This window comes from Williamsia herbipolensis, from assembly GCF_000964005.1.
Taxonomy (GTDB): Bacteria; Actinomycetota; Actinomycetes; order Mycobacteriales; family Mycobacteriaceae; genus Williamsia_A; species Williamsia_A herbipolensis.
Map to the genome: position 1 here is coordinate 90605 of NZ_JXYP01000038.1, position 16528 is coordinate 107132.

General features: G+C 68.1%; 17 protein-coding genes. 8 read left to right on the plus strand and 9 right to left on the minus strand.

All coding sequences use genetic code 11. The annotated features are described in order from the left end of the window. Nucleotides 1-33: 33 nt before the first annotated feature. A complete protein-coding gene (locus TU34_RS19965) occupies nt 34-828 on the plus strand; it encodes a UbiA family prenyltransferase (RefSeq protein WP_045824652.1) in 795 nt (264 codons plus the stop codon). Here the strand turns inward: TU34_RS19965 and TU34_RS19970 are convergent. Further along, nucleotides 818-1363: a TetR/AcrR family transcriptional regulator gene (locus TU34_RS19970; RefSeq protein ID WP_045824653.1), complete on the minus strand. Its 546-nt coding sequence runs from the start codon at nt 1361-1363 to the stop codon at nt 818-820. The genes TU34_RS19965 and TU34_RS19970 overlap by 11 nt on opposite strands. An 82-nt stretch (nt 1364-1445) precedes the next feature. Between TU34_RS19970 and TU34_RS19975 the strand changes: the two genes are divergently transcribed. From TU34_RS19975 to TU34_RS19995, 5 genes are all read left to right on the plus strand, one after another. After that, the gene (locus TU34_RS19975; RefSeq protein WP_045824654.1) at nt 1446-2372 is read left to right on the plus strand and encodes an alpha/beta hydrolase; all 927 of its coding nucleotides are present in this window, start codon (nt 1446-1448) and stop codon (nt 2370-2372) included. 301 nt (nt 2373-2673) lie between these two features. Next, nucleotides 2674-3324: an ABC transporter permease gene (locus TU34_RS19980; protein ID WP_150116629.1), complete on the plus strand. Its 651-nt coding sequence runs from the start codon at nt 2674-2676 to the stop codon at nt 3322-3324. Next, nucleotides 3321-4538: an ABC transporter ATP-binding protein gene (locus TU34_RS19985; protein WP_045824656.1), complete on the plus strand. Its 1218-nt coding sequence runs from the start codon at nt 3321-3323 to the stop codon at nt 4536-4538. The genes TU34_RS19980 and TU34_RS19985 overlap by 4 nt, the downstream gene beginning before the upstream one ends. Next, complete coding sequence (locus TU34_RS19990; RefSeq protein WP_045824657.1) at nt 4535-5272, plus strand: ABC transporter permease; 738 nt, start codon at nt 4535-4537, stop codon at nt 5270-5272. Before TU34_RS19985 ends, TU34_RS19990 begins: the two co-directional genes overlap by 4 nt. Next, nucleotides 5269-6276, plus strand: a complete 1008-nt coding sequence (locus TU34_RS19995) for a glycine betaine ABC transporter substrate-binding protein (RefSeq protein ID WP_045824658.1) — start codon at nt 5269-5271, stop codon at nt 6274-6276. The genes TU34_RS19990 and TU34_RS19995 overlap by 4 nt, the downstream gene beginning before the upstream one ends. Before the next feature lie 75 nt (nt 6277-6351). Here the strand turns inward: TU34_RS19995 and TU34_RS20000 are convergent, their stop codons facing one another. Next, a complete protein-coding gene (locus TU34_RS20000; protein WP_052689095.1) occupies nt 6352-7506 on the minus strand; it encodes an esterase/lipase family protein in 1155 nt (384 codons plus the stop codon). Between the two features lie 241 nt (nt 7507-7747). Then, the gene (locus tag TU34_RS20005; RefSeq protein WP_045824749.1) at nt 7748-8926 is read right to left on the minus strand and encodes a beta-ketoacyl synthase N-terminal-like domain-containing protein; all 1179 of its coding nucleotides are present in this window, start codon (nt 8924-8926) and stop codon (nt 7748-7750) included. 238 nt (nt 8927-9164) lie between these two features. Between TU34_RS20005 and TU34_RS20010 the strand changes: the two genes are divergently transcribed. Both TU34_RS20010 and TU34_RS20015 read left to right on the plus strand, forming a co-directional pair. Further along, entirely contained in the window at nt 9165-10445 is a 1281-nt protein-coding gene (locus TU34_RS20010) for a diguanylate cyclase domain-containing protein (RefSeq protein WP_045824659.1), read from the plus strand. Between the two features lie 28 nt (nt 10446-10473). After that, the gene (locus TU34_RS20015) at nt 10474-11010 is read left to right on the plus strand and encodes an SRPBCC family protein (protein ID WP_045824660.1); all 537 of its coding nucleotides are present in this window, start codon (nt 10474-10476) and stop codon (nt 11008-11010) included. Nucleotides 11011-11012: 2 nt separating this feature from the next. On the opposite strand, the gene TU34_RS20020 is transcribed toward TU34_RS20015, so the two are convergent. The 6 genes from TU34_RS20020 to TU34_RS20040 all read right to left on the minus strand — a co-directional run bounded on the left by TU34_RS20020 (nt 11013) and on the right by TU34_RS20040 (nt 16493). Beyond that, nucleotides 11013-11459, minus strand: a complete 447-nt coding sequence (locus TU34_RS20020) for a DUF5313 family protein (protein ID WP_045824661.1) — start codon at nt 11457-11459, stop codon at nt 11013-11015. Then, nucleotides 11456-11926, minus strand: coding sequence for a MarR family winged helix-turn-helix transcriptional regulator (locus TU34_RS20025; protein ID WP_045824662.1), 471 nt, complete (start codon nt 11924-11926; stop codon nt 11456-11458). Before TU34_RS20025 ends, TU34_RS20020 begins: the two co-directional genes overlap by 4 nt. A 126-nt stretch (nt 11927-12052) precedes the next feature. Continuing rightward, on the minus strand, nt 12053-12190 hold the full coding sequence (locus TU34_RS23985; protein WP_160298562.1) for a hypothetical protein: 138 nt from the start codon (nt 12188-12190) through the stop codon (nt 12053-12055). 148 nt (nt 12191-12338) lie between these two features. Beyond that, nucleotides 12339-13919, minus strand: a complete 1581-nt coding sequence (locus TU34_RS20030) for an FAD-dependent oxidoreductase (RefSeq protein WP_045824663.1) — start codon at nt 13917-13919, stop codon at nt 12339-12341. After that, nucleotides 13919-14842 (minus strand): AurF N-oxygenase family protein, encoded by a 924-nt coding sequence (locus TU34_RS20035; RefSeq protein ID WP_045824750.1) that lies wholly within the window; start codon nt 14840-14842, stop codon nt 13919-13921. Before TU34_RS20035 ends, TU34_RS20030 begins: the two co-directional genes overlap by 1 nt. A 247-nt stretch (nt 14843-15089) precedes the next feature. Further along, a complete protein-coding gene (locus TU34_RS20040) occupies nt 15090-16493 on the minus strand; it encodes a fatty acid desaturase family protein (protein ID WP_045824664.1) in 1404 nt (467 codons plus the stop codon). Nucleotides 16494-16528: the final 35 nt, after the last annotated feature.

Here is a 16528-nt window from a genome sequence, read left to right on the forward strand (position 1 = left end):
GATGACACCGGTCCACCGTCGCCCACTGCGCAGATGGTGAACGTCGTCGCCCTCGCCAGGGCCGGGCACCTGCCGCCCGCGCTGGCGGTCACCGCTCTGTCGACGGTTCTCGCGGCCACCGGCGACGTCGCACCTGCGATCGTCGTCGCCCTCGCGATCGCGGTGTTCAGCGGCCAACTCGTGGTGGGGTGGACCAATGATCTGATCGACCACGACACCGACGTCGCCGTGCACCGCACCGACAAGCCGCTCGTCGTCGGCAGCGTCACCCGCGAGGCGGTCGTGACCGCGACGGTCCTCACCACCGCGGTCTGTGTCGTCGCCTCACTGCTGTGCGGTGTCGCTGCGGGGACGGTGCACCTCGTCGCCGGTGTCGGGGCGGCCCTGGCCTACAACCTCGGGGTGAAGCGGACGATCTTCTCGTGGGTGCCCTACCTGCTCGCCTTCGGATCGGTGCCCGTCGCAGTCGGTCTCGCGTCCCGATCCGGCGACCTGCCGCCGGCGTGGGTGGTGGCGATGGCCGCACTGCTCGGTGTCGGCGCCCACCTGCTCAACGTGTTCCCCGATCTCGAAGATGACGCCGTCACCGGGATGAGTGGACTGCCGCATCGACTGGGCCGCACCAGGATCCCGCCGGTCGCGGCGGCACTCCTCGTGGGCGCCACCGCGATCGGCGTCGTGGCCACACACCGCGGGGCGTGGCAATGGGCGGTGCTCGGAGTCGTCACGGTGGTGGCCGCGGTGTGCACGCGCGCACCGGGCCGGGCGCCGTTCTACGCCACGATGCTGATCGCCGGGATCGATCTCGCGATCATCGTCATCCGCTGACCAGACGCGACACCAACAGTTCGACGATCGCGCGTCGCCCTGCCTCGTCGCCGGGATGCGTGAGCAGTCCCTCCACCACGAACGCGACGATCGCGCTCGCCGCCTCGGCGCTCGCCGCCTCGGCGTTCTCCGCCGGCAGATCAGCCCGCGTCAACGCATCGGCGAGTTCGTGGAATCCCGTGTGCCACTCGTCGATCACCGGCGACGACGCACGCCGCGAGTGCACGGTGTCGACCAACGCGTGCATCGACGACAACTCCTCGACGGCGAACATGATCTTCTCCGGCAGCGGCGCTTGCGCCACCGACCCGTACCGGCTGAGCGCCTCGACCAACAACTCCTCGAGCACGGCGACAAGGAGGTGGTCCTTGTCGGCGAAGTACCAGTAGACGGTGTTGGTGGTGACACCCGCCTCGGCCGCGATCCGGCTGACCGGGGTGACCTCGTAGCCGTCGGCGACGAACAGCGCGCGCGCCGCCGCGACGATCTCGTCACGCTTCTCCGCACGGGCGCGGGGACGACGGTTGGCGGGCACCGGTCGACTCTACTTGATCGTCGTTCAAGAAACCGGTAGCTTTCCTTGAACTGCATTCAAGAACAGAGCGAGAGGCAACGCCGTGCCCACCGAGATCGAGTACACCCGAGTCGAGGAGACCTTCGCCTCCGAGGGCGTGGGCTGCGCGGCCACCGTCTACCGACCCAGCACCGCCTCGCCGGGCACGCGGACGCCGGTCATCGTGATGGCCCACGGGTTCGGCGGGGTCCGTGCGCTGCGTCTGCCCGCCTACGCCGAGGTGTTCGCCGCCGCCGGCTACGTCGTGATGGTGTTCGACTACCGCTACTTCGGTGACAGCGAAGGGGAGCCACGCCAGCTCCTCGACGTCTCGTCGCAGCTCGCCGACTGGCGCTGCGCCATCGCCCATGCGCGCACCATCGACGTCGCCGACCCCGACACCGTCATCGCGTGGGGCACCTCGTTCGCCGGCGGCCACGTGATCAGCACCGCCGGCTCCGGCGAACGACTCGCGGCGATCATCGCCCAGGTGCCGCACGTGAGCGGACCCGCGGCGGTGCGCGCCACGGGGATCCGGCGCGCCCTGCGGATCGCGCCCGTCGCGCTCGCCGACACCGTCGCCGCACTACTGCACCGGACGCCGCGCTACGTCGCGTCGATCGGTCCCGACGGATCGGCCTCGGTGATGTCGGCACCGGGCGCGGAGGAAGCCTTCGAGCGTCTCGTCACCGCGTCGGGGATCCGCCGCGGCGAGTACGCGGAGACCGTCGCCGCCCGGATAGCCCTGCGCATCGGCCTCTACTCCCCAGCCCGGTCGGCTGCGCGTGTCCGGTGCCCGGCCCTGATCCAGGTGGCCACGGGCGACACCATCGCCCCCTCGGCGGCCGCGACGAAAGCCGCACGCTCGATGCCCGACGCCACCGTGCTCACCTACGAGGGCGGCCATTTCGACCCCTACGTCTCGCCCTTGTTCCCCTCCGTCGTCGCCGATCAGCTCGCGTTCCTGCGTACCGTCGCGCCTGTCGATTGACCGTCCCCCGCGCGGGAGCGCTGCTATATTCGGTTCTGCTGTAGACCTCGGCACCCGCGCACAACGGATTTCGACTCTGCGTGATCGAAATTCTTGACCTGCGGTGACGTACCGCCGATCACCGCTGGTGACGACACCGGTTCCCGCACAACACACCGCCCGCGCCGCGTACGGATGCCGCGCAAGCAGCCCCGTGGGCCGGGTGGTGTCGGTTACCGTTGCGCAACTCGCCCACGCTCCCCACCGCCGTCCGTCGACCCCTGTCGGATGCGGAGCGCGCTGCGGTCGCACGAACGATGGGATGCCAGTGGACCTTTGGGGTTACCTACGAGGCCGGGGTGAGCTCCTCACCTTCCTCACCTATCAACACGCGTCGCTCGCGTTGCAGGCGCTGGTCGTCGGTTCCGTCGTCGCGGTCGTCATCGCGGTGCTCGTCTATCGCCTGCCGTTCGTCTCCGCCCTCACCCTCACCACGAGTCGTGTCGCGCTCACCATCCCGTCGCTGGCTCTGCTCGCGCTGCTGATCGTGCCGCTGGGACTCGGTGTGCTGCCGTCGTTCTTCATGCTGGCGTTCTTCGCCGTGTTGCCCGTGATCGGCAACGCCATCGTCGGTCTGCGGTCGGTGCCGGAGACGGTGATCGAGTCGGCGCAGGGAATCGGGTTGTCGCGCTGGCGGATCCTGTTCACCGTCGAACTCCCCATCGCGTGGCCGATCATCCTCATCGGCATCCGCGTGTCCACGCAGATGATCGTCGGTGTCGCCGCGATCGTCGCCTATGTTCTCGGCCCCGGGCTCGGGTCGTTGATCTTCAACGGTCTGGCCCGGCTCGGCGGCGCCAACGCCCTCGAGATGGCCCTCACCGGAACGGTTCTCATCGTCGTCATCGCCCTGGTGTTCGACGCCCTGCTGGTGCTGCTCGGGCGCCTCACGATCGCAAAGGGACTCTCATGACAGCAACCTCTGCCGGCAGCGACCCGTCGCGCACGGTCACCGGGGTGCCGATCCGCCTCGACGGAGTGGTCAAGCAGTACCGCGGCACGTCGGCGCCGGCGGTGAAGAAGCTCGACCTCGAGATCGCCGCAGGTGACATCGTCGCGTTCGTCGGCCCCTCGGGTTGCGGCAAGACCACGACGCTGAAGATGATCAACCGACTCATCGAGCCGACCGCCGGCCGCATCCTCCTCGACGAGCGCGACGTCACCGGCGAGAACCCCGACAAGCTGCGCCAGTCCATCGGATACGTCATCCAGTCCGGCGGCCTCTTCCCGCACTGGTCGGTGAAGAAGAACATCGGCGCGCTGCCGCGCGTACTCGGGTGGGACAAGAAGCGCATCGCCGAGCGCACCGACTACCTGCTCGACCTCGTCGGCCTCGACGCCGACGTCTTCGCCGACCGTCTCCCCAAGGACATGTCCGGCGGCCAGCAGCAGCGTGTGGGCGTGGCCCGTGCGCTGGCCGCCGACCCGCCGGTCCTGCTGATGGACGAGCCGTTCGGCGCCGTCGACCCCATCACCCGGGTTCGCCTGCAGGACAGCCTCATCGCGATCCAGCACGAGCTGGGCAAGACCATCGCCATCGTCACCCACGATTTCGAGGAGGCGACCAAGCTCGGCGACAAGGTCTGCATCTTCTCCGAGGGCGGTCACATCGAGCAGTACGCGACGCCCGAGGAGATTCTCGCCAGTCCGGCGACGCCGTTCGTCGAGGAGTTCGTCGGGTCCGGCGCCACCCTCGCCCACCTCACCCTGTCTCGCGTGCGCGACGTGCCGCACAACCCGGTGCTGCGGGCGCGGGTCGGGCAGTCGACACAGGAGGTCGTGAACCAGGCCCGCGCCGAGGGTCACACCTGGGTGGTCGTGGTCAACGACGACGGCACCCCGCGCTCGTGGCCCTCGATCGACGAACTGCTCACCAAGGACGTCGTCTCCGACTACGTCGACAACCGTCTGCCGGTCGTCGCCCGGTCGGCGACCCTCAACGACGCGCTCGACTCGATGCTCGCCGCGAGCCAGGGCGGCGTCCTCGTCACCGACGGCCGCGGAGCGGTGCAGGGGACGCTCACCATCGCGGTGGTGATGGACGTGATCCGCAACCAGCTCGCCGACGCCCGCGCGGACACCGACACCGACACCTACGCCGATCACGAGGACGGCGCGGCGTCGTGAAGCGCCTGCGCCGCATCCCGACCGACGTCTGGTTCGAGCCGCTCATCATCATCGTGGTGCTGGTCGGCTACATCATCTGGTACCGGTCGACGACCTTCAGCACCACCGAGCAGGCGTCGCTCGCGTGGTCGACGCTGAAGTCGACGATCCTCGACCACATCGAGCTCACCCTCATCTCCACGGCCTGGGTGGTGGTCATCGCGATCCCGCTGGGCATCCTGCTGACCCGCGAGAAGGCCAGGCGTGTCAGCCCGTTCGTGGTCAACATCGCCAACATCGGTCAGGCCGCACCCGCCGTCGGTCTCATCGTGCTGTTCACCTTCTGGCTCGGGACGGGGTTCCGGACCGCGGTTCTCGGCCTCGTGGTCTACGCGATCCTGCCGATCCTGCAGAACACGATCATCGGTCTGCGGCAGGTCGATCAGCGCACCATCGAGGCGTCACGCGGCATCGGCTACTCGGGCCTGCGCACCCTCGTGCAGGTCGAACTGCCGCTGGCCGTGCCGGTCATCCTCAACGGCGTCCGCACCGCGCTCGTCATCCTGGTCGGTACGGCCACGCTCAGCACGTTCATCGGCGCGCCGAGTCTCGGCACCCTGATCACCACCGGCGTCACCCTGTTCCTGCCGAAACTGCTCGTCTCCGGGGCCATCCTGGTGGGCCTGCTCGCCATGACGATCGATTGGCTCGGCCGGCTCGTCGAGCTGGTCGCGACACCACGAGGACTCGCATGACTCAGCGCACATCCCGAGCTGCCGGCCCGCGCCGACGGTTTCGCGCCGCACTCGTCGTTCTCGCGGCGACGGCCCTGACCGTCGCCGGCTGCGGCCTGGTCAGTTCGTCGGGCACGTTCACCACCGGCAGCCTCGCCGACGGAGCGAAGCCGCTCGAGGGTGCCAAACTCACCGTGACGTCGAAGAGCTTCACCGAGGGCGTCCTCCTCGGCAAGATCACCGCGTCGTACCTGTCGTCGGCCGGCGCGAAGGTCACCGACCTCACCGGCGCCCCCGGTTCGGCGTCCTCGCGGCAGGCGCAGCTCAACGGCGACGCCGACATCCTGTGGGAGTACACCGGAACCGGGTGGGTCACCTACCACAACCAGACCGAGACCATCGCCGACCCGACCCTGCTGTGGGAGAAGGTCCGCGACATCGAGAAGTCGACCAACAACCTGGTGTGGTTGCCGCCGTCGAACTTCAACGACACCTACGCGTTCGCCGCCTCGGGCCCCACCGCGCAGCGCCTGAAGGTGACGTCGCTGTCGGAGGTCGCGAAACTCCCCGTGGCCGACCGCACTTTCTGCGTCGACGACGAGTTCTTCTCGCGCTCCGACGGATTCCTGCCGATGCTGAAGAAGTACGGGATCCCCTACGGCACACCGGACGGTGTCCCGGCAGCCAACGTCACGCGCATGGACGCCGGTGTCATCTACACCTCCACCGCGAAGAGCGCTCCGTGCAACTTCGGCGAGGTCTACACCACCGACGGCCGCGTGAAGAACCTGGATCTCACCGTGCTCACCGATGACCGGAAGTTCTTCCTGCCCTACAGCGGGACCGCCGTGGTGCGTTCGTCGATCATCAAGGAGTACCCGCAGCTGGCCCCGCTGATCGCGAACATCTCGAAGCGGCTCACCGACGATCTCATGCAGGATCTCAACGGCCGCGTCGACATCGACGGCCAGGATCCCGCCGACGTCGCCTGGGACTGGCTCACGAGCACCGGACTCGTGAAGTGACCTCGCCGGTCACATGACGAACCGGGCGCCGGACACAGTACGCGTCCGACGCCCGGTCGTCTCAGGGGTGCTGCGTCAGTTGACCAGCGGTCCGCTCGGGGCGCAGACCACGGGGCTCGCGGGGTTGAGTGCGTTCTTGATGATCGACACCATGCGCGTCGAGTAGCTCATCGAGATGTGGTCGGACAGGTCGATCGGGCACCCGTCCTGCAGCGTAATGTTCTTGACCGTCGCGCCGGGGCCGGCGGTGAGGAACGTCGACTCCGACGGGGTGGTCACCTCGTCGTACTTGGTGCGGACGACCGTGTAGTCGATCCCGGGCAACGTGTCGCCACCGGCATTGAGCTTGTTGATGAAGTCCGATCCCACGACCTGCTGGATGCCCGAGACACCGACGGGGAGCTGGGCGAACCCGAGCACGTCGATGCCGAGGTTGTTGATGCTGCGGCCGAGCGACCCGATCCCCAGAAGCGTGGTGCCGTGGTTGGTCCCGCCCATGGTGATCAGCTTCTGCACCTTCGCGGCGCCGCCGTTGAACTTCAGGTACTGACGCGCCAGCGGCCCGCCCTGCGAGTGCCCGACGATGTCGACCTTCGACGCACCGGTCGCTGCGAGAACGCGGTTGACGAACGTCGCGACCTGGCCGGCCGAGGTCGGGATGTCACCGGTGCCGTTGGTGCCGGGGATCAGGGAGATCACGCCGCCGCCGTTGGTGATGTTGAGCTTGCCGTAGTTGAACGTGAAGGTGCAGTAGCCCGCCGCCTTCAGATCCGGGGAGATCCGCGCGAAGTTGTCGTATGCGTTCTCCCAGGTGCCGTGGAGCAGGACGACAGGGCGCTGACCCGACTTGGGCTTGCAACCGAAATCGTTGGCGCCAGGGGGAGCGGCGTTGGGGTTGAGAATGGCGTAGCCGAAGGCGTTGCCGAAGTTGGTCTGCTGCGGCCCCACACCGGAGGTGTCCGAGGCGGTGCTGGCGGTGCCGTCGGGCACGGTGAACGGACCCGACACCGCCTGGGGCGCGATGGACCGGTTGTTGGTGTTGGTGTTGGGCTGCGCGGTCCGGGGCGCGGCCTTGGTGGGGGCCTTGACCCCCTGCTTGATGGTGTCGGTCAGTTGCTGCACCGACGGCGCCGCGGTGGCCGGTCCGGCAAAGCCGGCACCGAGTCCCGCGACAGCGGCGATCGACACGCAGCCGATCGCGAGACGCTGGAGTCCACGAGTGGTCTTCATGTGTGCCCTTTCAGGGATCTCTTCCGGCGCCGCGGAAGCCGAATGCCCCCAGTTCGTACGCCGCGCGAAAGATATCCATGGCGACGAGACCCCTCGGACGCAATCGCCGAGGTACGTTCGATTTTGGCAGCGGGTGACCTGGGTCACTGTGAACAGTCACGACGCAAAGGTCCCGTTCGGGCGTATTTCTCAACGCCCGTTGGAGAACGTCACCACGGGGCCCGTCATCGGGGTCACGCCCTCACCCGACCGGCGCGAGCACCGTGACGGAGTTGTGTCCGCCCATACCCAGCGAGGGCTTCACCGTGATCCCGTCGACCATGGGTGTCGCGCCGTCGAGGAGCTGCGGATGCGCCGCGGCGACCTGCGGGGGCGCCGGGACCACGCCGTGTTCGGCCCCCAGTGCGGCCGCGGCGATCTCGACCGCGGCCGCCGCACCCTGGCAGTGCCCGGTCAGCGGCTTCATCGAGTAGACCGCGGGGCGCGACTCGGCGAACATCTCCGCGAGGATCGCGGTCTCGGCCGCGTCGCACTGCGCGGTGCCCGGGCCGTGCGCGTTGAGGTACCGCACGTCTCGCGCGGCGACGCCGGCATCGTCGAGGGCGTCGGTGACACACCGCATGATCTCCCGATGGTCGGGCGCCACCGACGCCACGTGGAACCCGTCGTGCGACATCGCGCCCCCCAGGATGCCGAGGTAGCCCCGAGCCGAGCCGCGCCTGCTCAGGACGAACCCGACTGACGCCTCCCCCATGGCGAATCCGCGGCTGCCCTCCTGGAACGGTCGGCACGCGTCGAGCGGTTCGGTGTCGACGACACCCGCACCGAGCCGCACGAAGTGATCGACGTTCTCGGGGGTGAGCGACAGATCGGTGGCGACGCACACGACGTCGTCGACGATGCCGGCGTCGAGCCACATCTTCGCGGTGATGAGTGCGACATTCCCGGAGCTGCATGTGGCCGACACATTCATCGCTGGACCGTGGAAGCCGAATTCCTGCATGAGGGTCGAGATGGGCGTCGAGGGCAGCAGACCCATGTAATCGCGAATGCGGCGGTAACCGTGATCGTCGAGATGGAACGACCGCCAGTCCTCGGTGTCGCCGAGCACCACGCCGTGCAACAACCCCACCCGGCGGCCGGGATCCCACCCCCGGGCGTGCGCATCGTCGATCGCCTCCCTCGCCGCAAAGCGCATGGCCTGCGAGAAGCGACTGCGACCGTCGGCCGGGTCGCCACCGTCGGGCACCTTCGCGAGCCAGATGCCGTCGCCGTCGGCGTACGCCGCCCCCTGGTGGAGGACGGCGGCAGGTTTCCCGCCCGACACACCGCCCCACAGCGCATCGGTGCCCCACCCGTAACCGGTGACGGCTCCGACGCCGACGATGTCCACATTGTCCGCGCCATTGTTCGAGATCATTTCGGTGACACCTTTCGTCGTCGCGAGATCGGGGAAGACATCCCCGAGAACCATTGAGATACACATGGGGCGACAACACAAAAGAAGGCGTCAACAATGCGACATCACCAATGCGCAGTGACCCCTTCTGCACATTTTTCGAGTCCTCTCATCGCCTGTTCATGGTCCGATAGACTTCGCCGGTCGGGTGGACGAGACCCCGACGTCAGGTGAGCGTGGCGCGACGGGGAGGCACGGGGTGACCGATCCGGACCGTCACTACAAGATCCTGATCGATCACAGTCCCGACGCGATCGTCGTGCACGAGGGACGCCGACTGGTGTTCGTGAATCCCGCGGCACTGCGCCTCGTCGGTGCACATTCCCCCGATCAGGTTGTCGGCCACCTGTTCTCGGAGTTCGTCGACCAGGGCTCACTGGTGGCGCTCCGGGAACGTATCCGCAGTCTCGAGGTCGAGGGCGTGCCGTCCACACCGACCGAGATGACCCTGCGCTGTATCGGGGGCCGCCAGACACCGGTGGAATCCCGCTCGGTGCTCACCCTCTGGGAGGGTCGCCCCGCCTACCTCGCAGTTCTCCGCGACCTCTCCGCGCAACGCGCCGCCGAACGTGCCGCGGCGGTGGCCGAGCACCAGTTCGCCAGCGTGGTCTCCACCCTCGCCGAAGGTGTCATCGTGCAGGATCCCGACGGCATCGTGCAGTCGATCAACGCCGCCGCGGCGAGTGCGCTCGGCGTCGATGCGGCGGCCGTGGTCGGTCGGGATCTGCCGCGAGAGTTGTTGCGCGCCAGGGTCGTCGACATCGACGGTCGACCCGTGGCCCACGCAGACCTCCCCCACGTCACCACGTCGCGTACCGGCCGCCCCACCCGTTTCCTGCTCGGCGTCACCCGCCCCGACGGCACCCAGGTGTGGTTGCGCGGGACCTCGGCGCTGATCGACGACCACCCGCTGTCGCACCTCGTCGCGTCGTTCACCGACATCACCGCCGAGCGCAACGCCGCCGCCCAACTCGCCTACCAGGCCACCCATGACTCTCTGACCGATCTCCCCAACCGCCTGCACCTGGTGTCGGTGTTGACCGAGACCGTGGCGTCGACCGAACGCGGGCCGATCGCGGTGCTCTACGTCGATCTCGACAATCTCAAGACGATCAACGACTCCTTCGGCCACAGCGTCGGCGACGCCGTGCTGCGCGAGGTGGCGCGACGACTCCGCGCGGTCGTGCCGGACGGATGCCAGGTCGGTCGGGTCGGCGGAGACGAGTTCGTCGTACTGCTCGCCGGGCCGAGCGCCGACACCGACGAGGTCTCCGACGCCGTCCACCACACACTGTCGCGCCCCCTCGAACTCGACGGTTGGACGATGGGAGTCGGTGCGAGCATCGGCCACGTGGTGGTGCCGCAGGGCGACACCCGCACCATCGACGACCTCCTCCGCGACGCGGACATGGCCATGTACGCCGCGAAGGAGGCGGGCGGGAACCGCACGGTCCGTTTCTCCTCCGAGCGCACTCGCTGAGACCGTCGGCGGGTCGTAGGCTCGTCGGGTGCCCCCCACCGAGTCCTCGACCCCATCGGTCGACGCCACCGATCCGTCCGCGACACGCATCGAGGTGTCTCGCGTGATCGCCGCATCACCCGCTGCGGTGTTCGCCGTGCTCAGCGACCCGCAGGGACACGTCGCGATCGACGGTTCGGGCATGCTGATGGGAGCCGACGGTGACCGGGTGCGGGCGGTGGGCGACACGTTCGTCGTGCACATGGACCGCGAGGCCCTCGGCGACATCCCGATGGGTGAGTACGACGTGACCGTGACGATCGCGTCGTTCGAGCGTGATCGCGAGATCTCCTGGACGATCCTCGGCCGCATGCGCCCGCCCATCGGCCACGTGTACGGCTACCGGCTGCGACCTGAGGGCGACGGCACACGGGTCACATCGTTCTACGACTGGTCCGACATCCACCCGGAGTGGCGTGCGAAGGGCATCTTCCCGGTGATCCGGCCCGAATCACTCACCGCGACACTGGGCATCCTCGCGCGCACGGTGCTCCGCGGCTATCCCTGCGCGACCCCGAAGGGCTGAGGTCAGCGCTCGAGGCGTTCGGGAGCGGTCGGATCGATCGCGCGTCGGGTGACCGTCGTCGTCCGACCGTAGATCGCCTCGTAGGCGGCACGGTCGGCCACCGCCTGCCGGCGGCGGCTCTCCGGCAGCAGATCGGGGTCGAGCCCGTGCTTGCCGAGACGGTGCCTGCGGTTCTGGTCCATGTACGCCGCGCAGTAGATCAGCCCGAGAACCGCTGCGAGAGCGACCATCTGCGCGCGCAGCCACCACGGTCCGGGGAACATCATGAACACCGCGAAGATGGGCAGGAACGGCACCATTCCCCGCACGAGGTGTCGCACATAGAAGTTGCGTCCCAACAGATCTCGGCGCACCCAGTCGCGGAGATCGGCGTCGAGGGTGCGTCCGAACGCGTATCCGATCCACTGCCACACCGTCGGTCGTGTGCGCGCCCGTGTCGATCCGCTCATCGCCGGCTCTCCTTCTCGGCGGCCGCCCGGGCCGCCGCGTTGATCCTCCACAGCACCTCTCGCAGGTCCTCGAGATCGGCCAGGGACACCCCAAGGGTGTCGACCACGGCCGGTGGGATGTCGAGGGCCCTGGTGCGCAGGGCCACGCCGGCGTCGGTGAGGGCGACGTCGAGCTGACGCTCATCGGCATTCGACCGCTCGCGGGTGACGAGTCCGGCCGTCTCGAGTCGTTTGAGCAGCGGGGACAATGTCGCGGAATCGAGCATGAGCACCTCCCCGATGGCGCGCACGCTGCGCGGCGAGGACTCCCACAGCGCCAGCATCACCAGGTACTGCGGATGGGTCAGCCCCAGCGGTTCGAGCAGGGGCCGGTAGATGGTCAACACGGTGCGGTTGGTGACGGCCAGGGCGAAACACACCTGCCGGTCGAGCCGGAGCAGGTCGTCGGTGGCGGGCGCATCGGTCATGGATTCGATCGTACACGATTGAATCGTGCACTATCTATCCACGTGGTCGCCCAACGACGGATCCCGCCGTCGGCGTCGACGGCGGGATCCGGTGAGCGATCGGAGATCGCGGGCGATCTGCAGGTTCTACGAGCGGGTACGGGCGCTGAAATCGAGGTCGTTTCCGCCCCACAGCAGGATTCCCGAGACCGCGACGGTGCCGAGCACGAACATGGTGATGAGCATGGCCTCTCCTTTCTCGTCGGCGAACGCCTCGACTGGCACGTTCGTTCTGTTTCCCAGAATAGAACCGAAAAGAGCCAGCGCACAGGGAAAGTCGGCGACACCTCGTCGACCGGTGCGAAGTGACGTGCGTCGCTGTGCGTCGCGGGCCGAGTCGCGGGTCACCGCCGACCGCGGCACGTGACCGCCGTCAGTCGCCGGAGCGGAAGATCCGGCGACGCCGAGGCCGCGCGGTCTGTCGCAGTTCGGTCTCACTGGTGAGCTTCACGCGGGGACGGCCCACGCTGGTCCCTCGACGCCGTTCGACGCGATCGATGGTCGCGATCCCGCGGGCCCGCACCGGCGCCACGCCGCGTCGACGGAGGAACGTGTCGAAGTCGCCCATGGCGTGCGGGCGGGTCGCCAGTCGCCCCGCCGCCGCGTCGGCGATGAAGGCCTGCACCGTCTCCTCGGCGTCGGCGCGGTTGGCGCCGATCCCGCCGGTGGGGCCACGTTTGGCCCAGCCGACCACGTACGAGCCGGCCACCTCCACCGAGGCGTCGGAGATCCGACCGGCCTCGTTGGGGATCCGGCCCGCTGCGTCGTCGAACGGGAGCCCGGGGATCGGCCGGGTGCGGTAACCGATGGAGGAGATGAGGTTGTCGGCGGGGATGTCGCGCACCACGTCGCCGGTGCGCACACGGACGGCGCGGACGCGGTCGTCACCCAGCACCTCCAGCGGCGTGGAGTCGTACAGGAAGACGATCCGCTTGTGCGCGCCGTCCACCTCGGCGGTGACGGTGATCGCATCCTGATCCGACGCGTCGACGGTGATGATCTCGACCCCGGGAGTGTTCACCAGGGCGGTGTACTCGGCGGGCGTGTGGGCGCCGGTGTCGCGACCACGGCGGCCCAGCAGGACCACCTCGCGGGTGCGGTGGGCCTCGAAGAAATCCAGGGCCCGATCGGCGATGTCGGTGCGGCCGAGATCGGCGAGATCGGTGTGGAACAGGCGCACGATGTCGAGGGCCACGTTGCCGGTACCGACGATGACGGTGCGCCCGATATGGGCCGGCTGCAACGGGTTCGGCGCGTCGGGGATGCCGTTGTACCAGGCGACCGCCGCACTCGCCGAGGTGCTGCCGGGCAGGTCCTCACCGGGGATGCCGAGACGACGGGGCTCCGACGCCCCGATGGCATAGAAGACCGCGTCGAAGTGGTCGGCGAGATCCTGCGGCGAGACGTCGCGACCGACCTCGACACCGCCGAGCACCGTCACGCGGGGATCGCGCAGGTGCAGATCGAACCCGCGGGTGATGTTCTTCGTCGCCGGGTGATCGGGCGCCACACCCGAGCGCACGAGTCCGCCCGGCGTGGGCAGCTTGTCGATCACCGTGACCTCCACGGCGGTGCGCATCAGCAGCGTGCGCAGCGCGTACCCGGCCGAGGGACCGGTGCCGACCAGAGCCACCTTCATGCCCTCGGGCAGACGCAGCAGCGGCACGTATTCGGTGGGCTTCTGCTCCTGGGAGACCTCGCGGTCGCGGTAGTAGGCCGCGTTCACCTCAGCGAAGTGCAGATCACGCGGTCCGAGGCGGTCCACGGGGAAGATCGCGTCGACCGGGCACGCGTCCGAACACGCACCACAGTCGATGCAGGTGTCGGGATCGATGTGCAGGATGTCCGCGGTCCCGAAACCCGGCTCGCCCGGCGCGGGGTGGATGCAGTTGACCGGGCAGACCGACACGCACCCGGCGTCGCTGCAACACGACTGGGTGATCGCGAACGCCATCAGAGAAGATTCGCCCTGCGGTACCACCGTGCGGCCGGACGCGTGAGCAGGCCGACGCTGTCGAGGAACTCCATCAGGTGCACGCAGCTCTCGCGCATCATCGACTGGAAGTGGCGGTTGTTCTTCTTGACCGCCATCGCACGCTTGCTGTCCAGTCCGGCGTTCGTGTACAGGTGCGGCGAGTGCAGGCTGGTCACGATGAGGAAGCCGGCGATCGCGATGATGAGCGCGCTGAGCTGGCGACGGAACCAGCCGACACCCTCCATCGACTCGCGCACCTCTTCACGCGCGAACTTCATGTGGCGCGACTCCTCGAGCACATGGATCTCGTTGACCGTGCGCACCAGCGGCAGCACGCGGTCGTCGTTCATGCAGCCGCGCTGGAAGACGTCGAGGACCTCCTCGGCGACGAGGATGGCGCTGTAGGCCACCTCGTTCTTCGCCAGCGCCATGAACGCCTTGCCGGCCCAACCGACGAACTTCGACGGCCGGTAGGAGGTACCCACCATGACGTCGGCGCCCTTGGCGAACATCAGCGAGTGACGGCACTCGTCGGCGATCTCGACGAGCGACCACTGGAACTCGGGCGAGTGGTACTCGCCGAGGTACTGATCGCGGATGACCATCTCCTGCAGGATCATCTCGAACCAGATGCCGTTGGTGGAGATCGAGGCGAACTCGTGGCGGGTGAGCTCGATGCGCTGTTCTTCGGTCAGCTCGTCCCACATGTCGGTGCCGTACAGCGACGACCATTCCGGGCTGCAGCCGTACTTGGTCGGATCGAGGGGCTCGTTCCAGTCGATCTCGGTCATCGCGTTGCGCGACATCCTTGCGGCGGACGCGATCAGCCGGTCGGAGACCTCGTTCGACCCCTGATCGCGACGGGTCTCGTCCGTACCGGTGCTCTCGACGGTGATCGTCATCTCGCGTCCCTCCATCGTGACAACTGGTGTTGTAGTCAATGAGCGTTGTAGTCAACGCTCGTTGTCACGATACGTGTTCGGAGTACACCTGTAAACCCTCTGCGGCGGGCCCCGAACGCAGAACGTCCCCGTGGGGTGACGCGATGGACGCGATGTCCACCGCCCCTCCACGGGGACGATCTACGCAGTTCAGGCCGGTCGACGAGGACCGTGCGACGTCAGTCGCGCGCTGTCATGCCCTCGGGTGTCACTCCCTCGGGGGCATCGAGACGCGCACGCCGTTGTCGCCGCCGTGCTCCGGGCCCGCGTCGGGGTGATCGGAGGGCAGGCGGCCGCGGAAGCGAGCGGCCTCGCTGTCACGGACGTCGGAACCCGAGTGCGCCGGGCGGTGGTATGGACCGGGCTTCGGTCGCACCTTGCCGCCGGGGAACGCCAGCCGCAGTATGGTGCGCTGCACCTGTCCCCACTGGGAGAAGAACGGACCGGTGTTGTACGGCAGGTCGTAGCGCTCGCAGATGTCCTTCACCTTGGGGGCGATCTGCGAGTACCGCGAGCTCGGCATGTCGGGGTAGAGGTGGTGCTCCACCTGGTAGCTCAGGTTGCCGCTGGCGATGTGGAACAGCGGGCTGCCGTCGATGTTGGCCGCGCCCACGAGCTGACGGGCGTACCAGGCGCCACGGCTCTCGTCGGCCGCCTCCTCCTTGCTGAAGGTGTACGCCTGGTCCGGGAAGTGTCCGCAGAAGATGATCGCGTTCGACCACACGTTGCGGATGATGTTGGCGGTGAAATTCGCCCAGAAGGTCGCGACGAATGTGTCCTCGACACCGGGCAGCACCCGGTCGGCGACCGATGCGATGGACTTCGTCCGCTTGCCGTTGAGTTTGCGGATCTGCTTGCCCAACCGCGAGCCCTTCGACTGGTGGACCCGACCGCCGGTCGCGATGGCGGTCAGCGCGAACGCGCCGGCGCTGATCGCGGGCCAGCCGATGTAGTCCTTCACGATCTGAGCGCGCATCTTGCCGCCGATGCCGCGCAGGTCCTTGAGGACCTCGGTCGGCGACTTTTCGCCCCGTCGCAGCGCCTCGAGGTCGAGATCGTGCAACGCCACGCCCCACTCGAAGAACGCGATGAGCAGCAGGTTGTAGAACGGCTGCGCGAGGTACACGGGATTCCACGGCTGATGCGGGTCGATGCGCATGATCTCGTAGCCGAGATCCTTGTCCTTGCCGCGGATGTTGGTGAAGGTGTGGTGCACGTAGTTGTGCGAGTGCTTCCACGATTCAGCGGTCGACGCGGTGTCCCAGTCCCACACCGACGAGTGGATGTTGGGGTCGTTCATCCAATCCCACTGGCCGTGCATGACGTTGTGGCCGATCTCCATGTTCTCGAGGATCTTCGCCGCGCCGAGGGCCGCCGTTCCGGCGAACCAGGCGGGCTTGGACCGCGAGTTGAGGAGGATCACGCGGCCGAGCGCGACGAGCTGACGCTGCGCGGCGATCACGGACTTGATGTAGTTGCGGTCCTTGTCGCCGAGGTCGCTGTAGACCTCGTCGTGGATCGCGTCGAACTCCTTGCCCAGTCGCTCGATGGTCTCGGCATCGAGATGGGCGATCGGGTTGCCGGTGGGGTTGCGTCGTTCGGTGGTGGTCATGCTGGTCCTCCCTGATGGATCGCTGTGGTGCGCTG

Coding starts and splice junctions, on each gene's coding strand:
- TU34_RS20000 (WP_052689095.1), bottom strand. CDS start 7,506: ATGAAGACCACTCGTGGACTCCAGCGTCTCGCGATCGGCTGCGTGTCG.
- TU34_RS20030 (WP_045824663.1), bottom strand. CDS start 13,919: ATGGCGTTCGCGATCACCCAGTCGTGTTGCAGCGACGCCGGGTGCGTG.
- TU34_RS20020 (WP_045824661.1), bottom strand. CDS start 11,459: ATGAGCGGATCGACACGGGCGCGCACACGACCGACGGTGTGGCAGTGG.
- TU34_RS20025 (WP_045824662.1), bottom strand. CDS start 11,926: ATGACCGATGCGCCCGCCACCGACGACCTGCTCCGGCTCGACCGGCAG.
- TU34_RS19980 (WP_150116629.1), top strand. CDS start 2,674: ATGCCAGTGGACCTTTGGGGTTACCTACGAGGCCGGGGTGAGCTCCTC.
- TU34_RS19965 (WP_045824652.1), top strand. CDS start 34: ATGGTGAACGTCGTCGCCCTCGCCAGGGCCGGGCACCTGCCGCCCGCG.
- TU34_RS20035 (WP_045824750.1), bottom strand. CDS start 14,842: ATGACGATCACCGTCGAGAGCACCGGTACGGACGAGACCCGTCGCGAT.
- TU34_RS19995 (WP_045824658.1), top strand. CDS start 5,269: ATGACTCAGCGCACATCCCGAGCTGCCGGCCCGCGCCGACGGTTTCGC.
- TU34_RS20040 (WP_045824664.1), bottom strand. CDS start 16,493: ATGACCACCACCGAACGACGCAACCCCACCGGCAACCCGATCGCCCAT.
- TU34_RS20005 (WP_045824749.1), bottom strand. CDS start 8,926: ATGATCTCGAACAATGGCGCGGACAATGTGGACATCGTCGGCGTCGGA.
- TU34_RS19985 (WP_045824656.1), top strand. CDS start 3,321: ATGACAGCAACCTCTGCCGGCAGCGACCCGTCGCGCACGGTCACCGGG.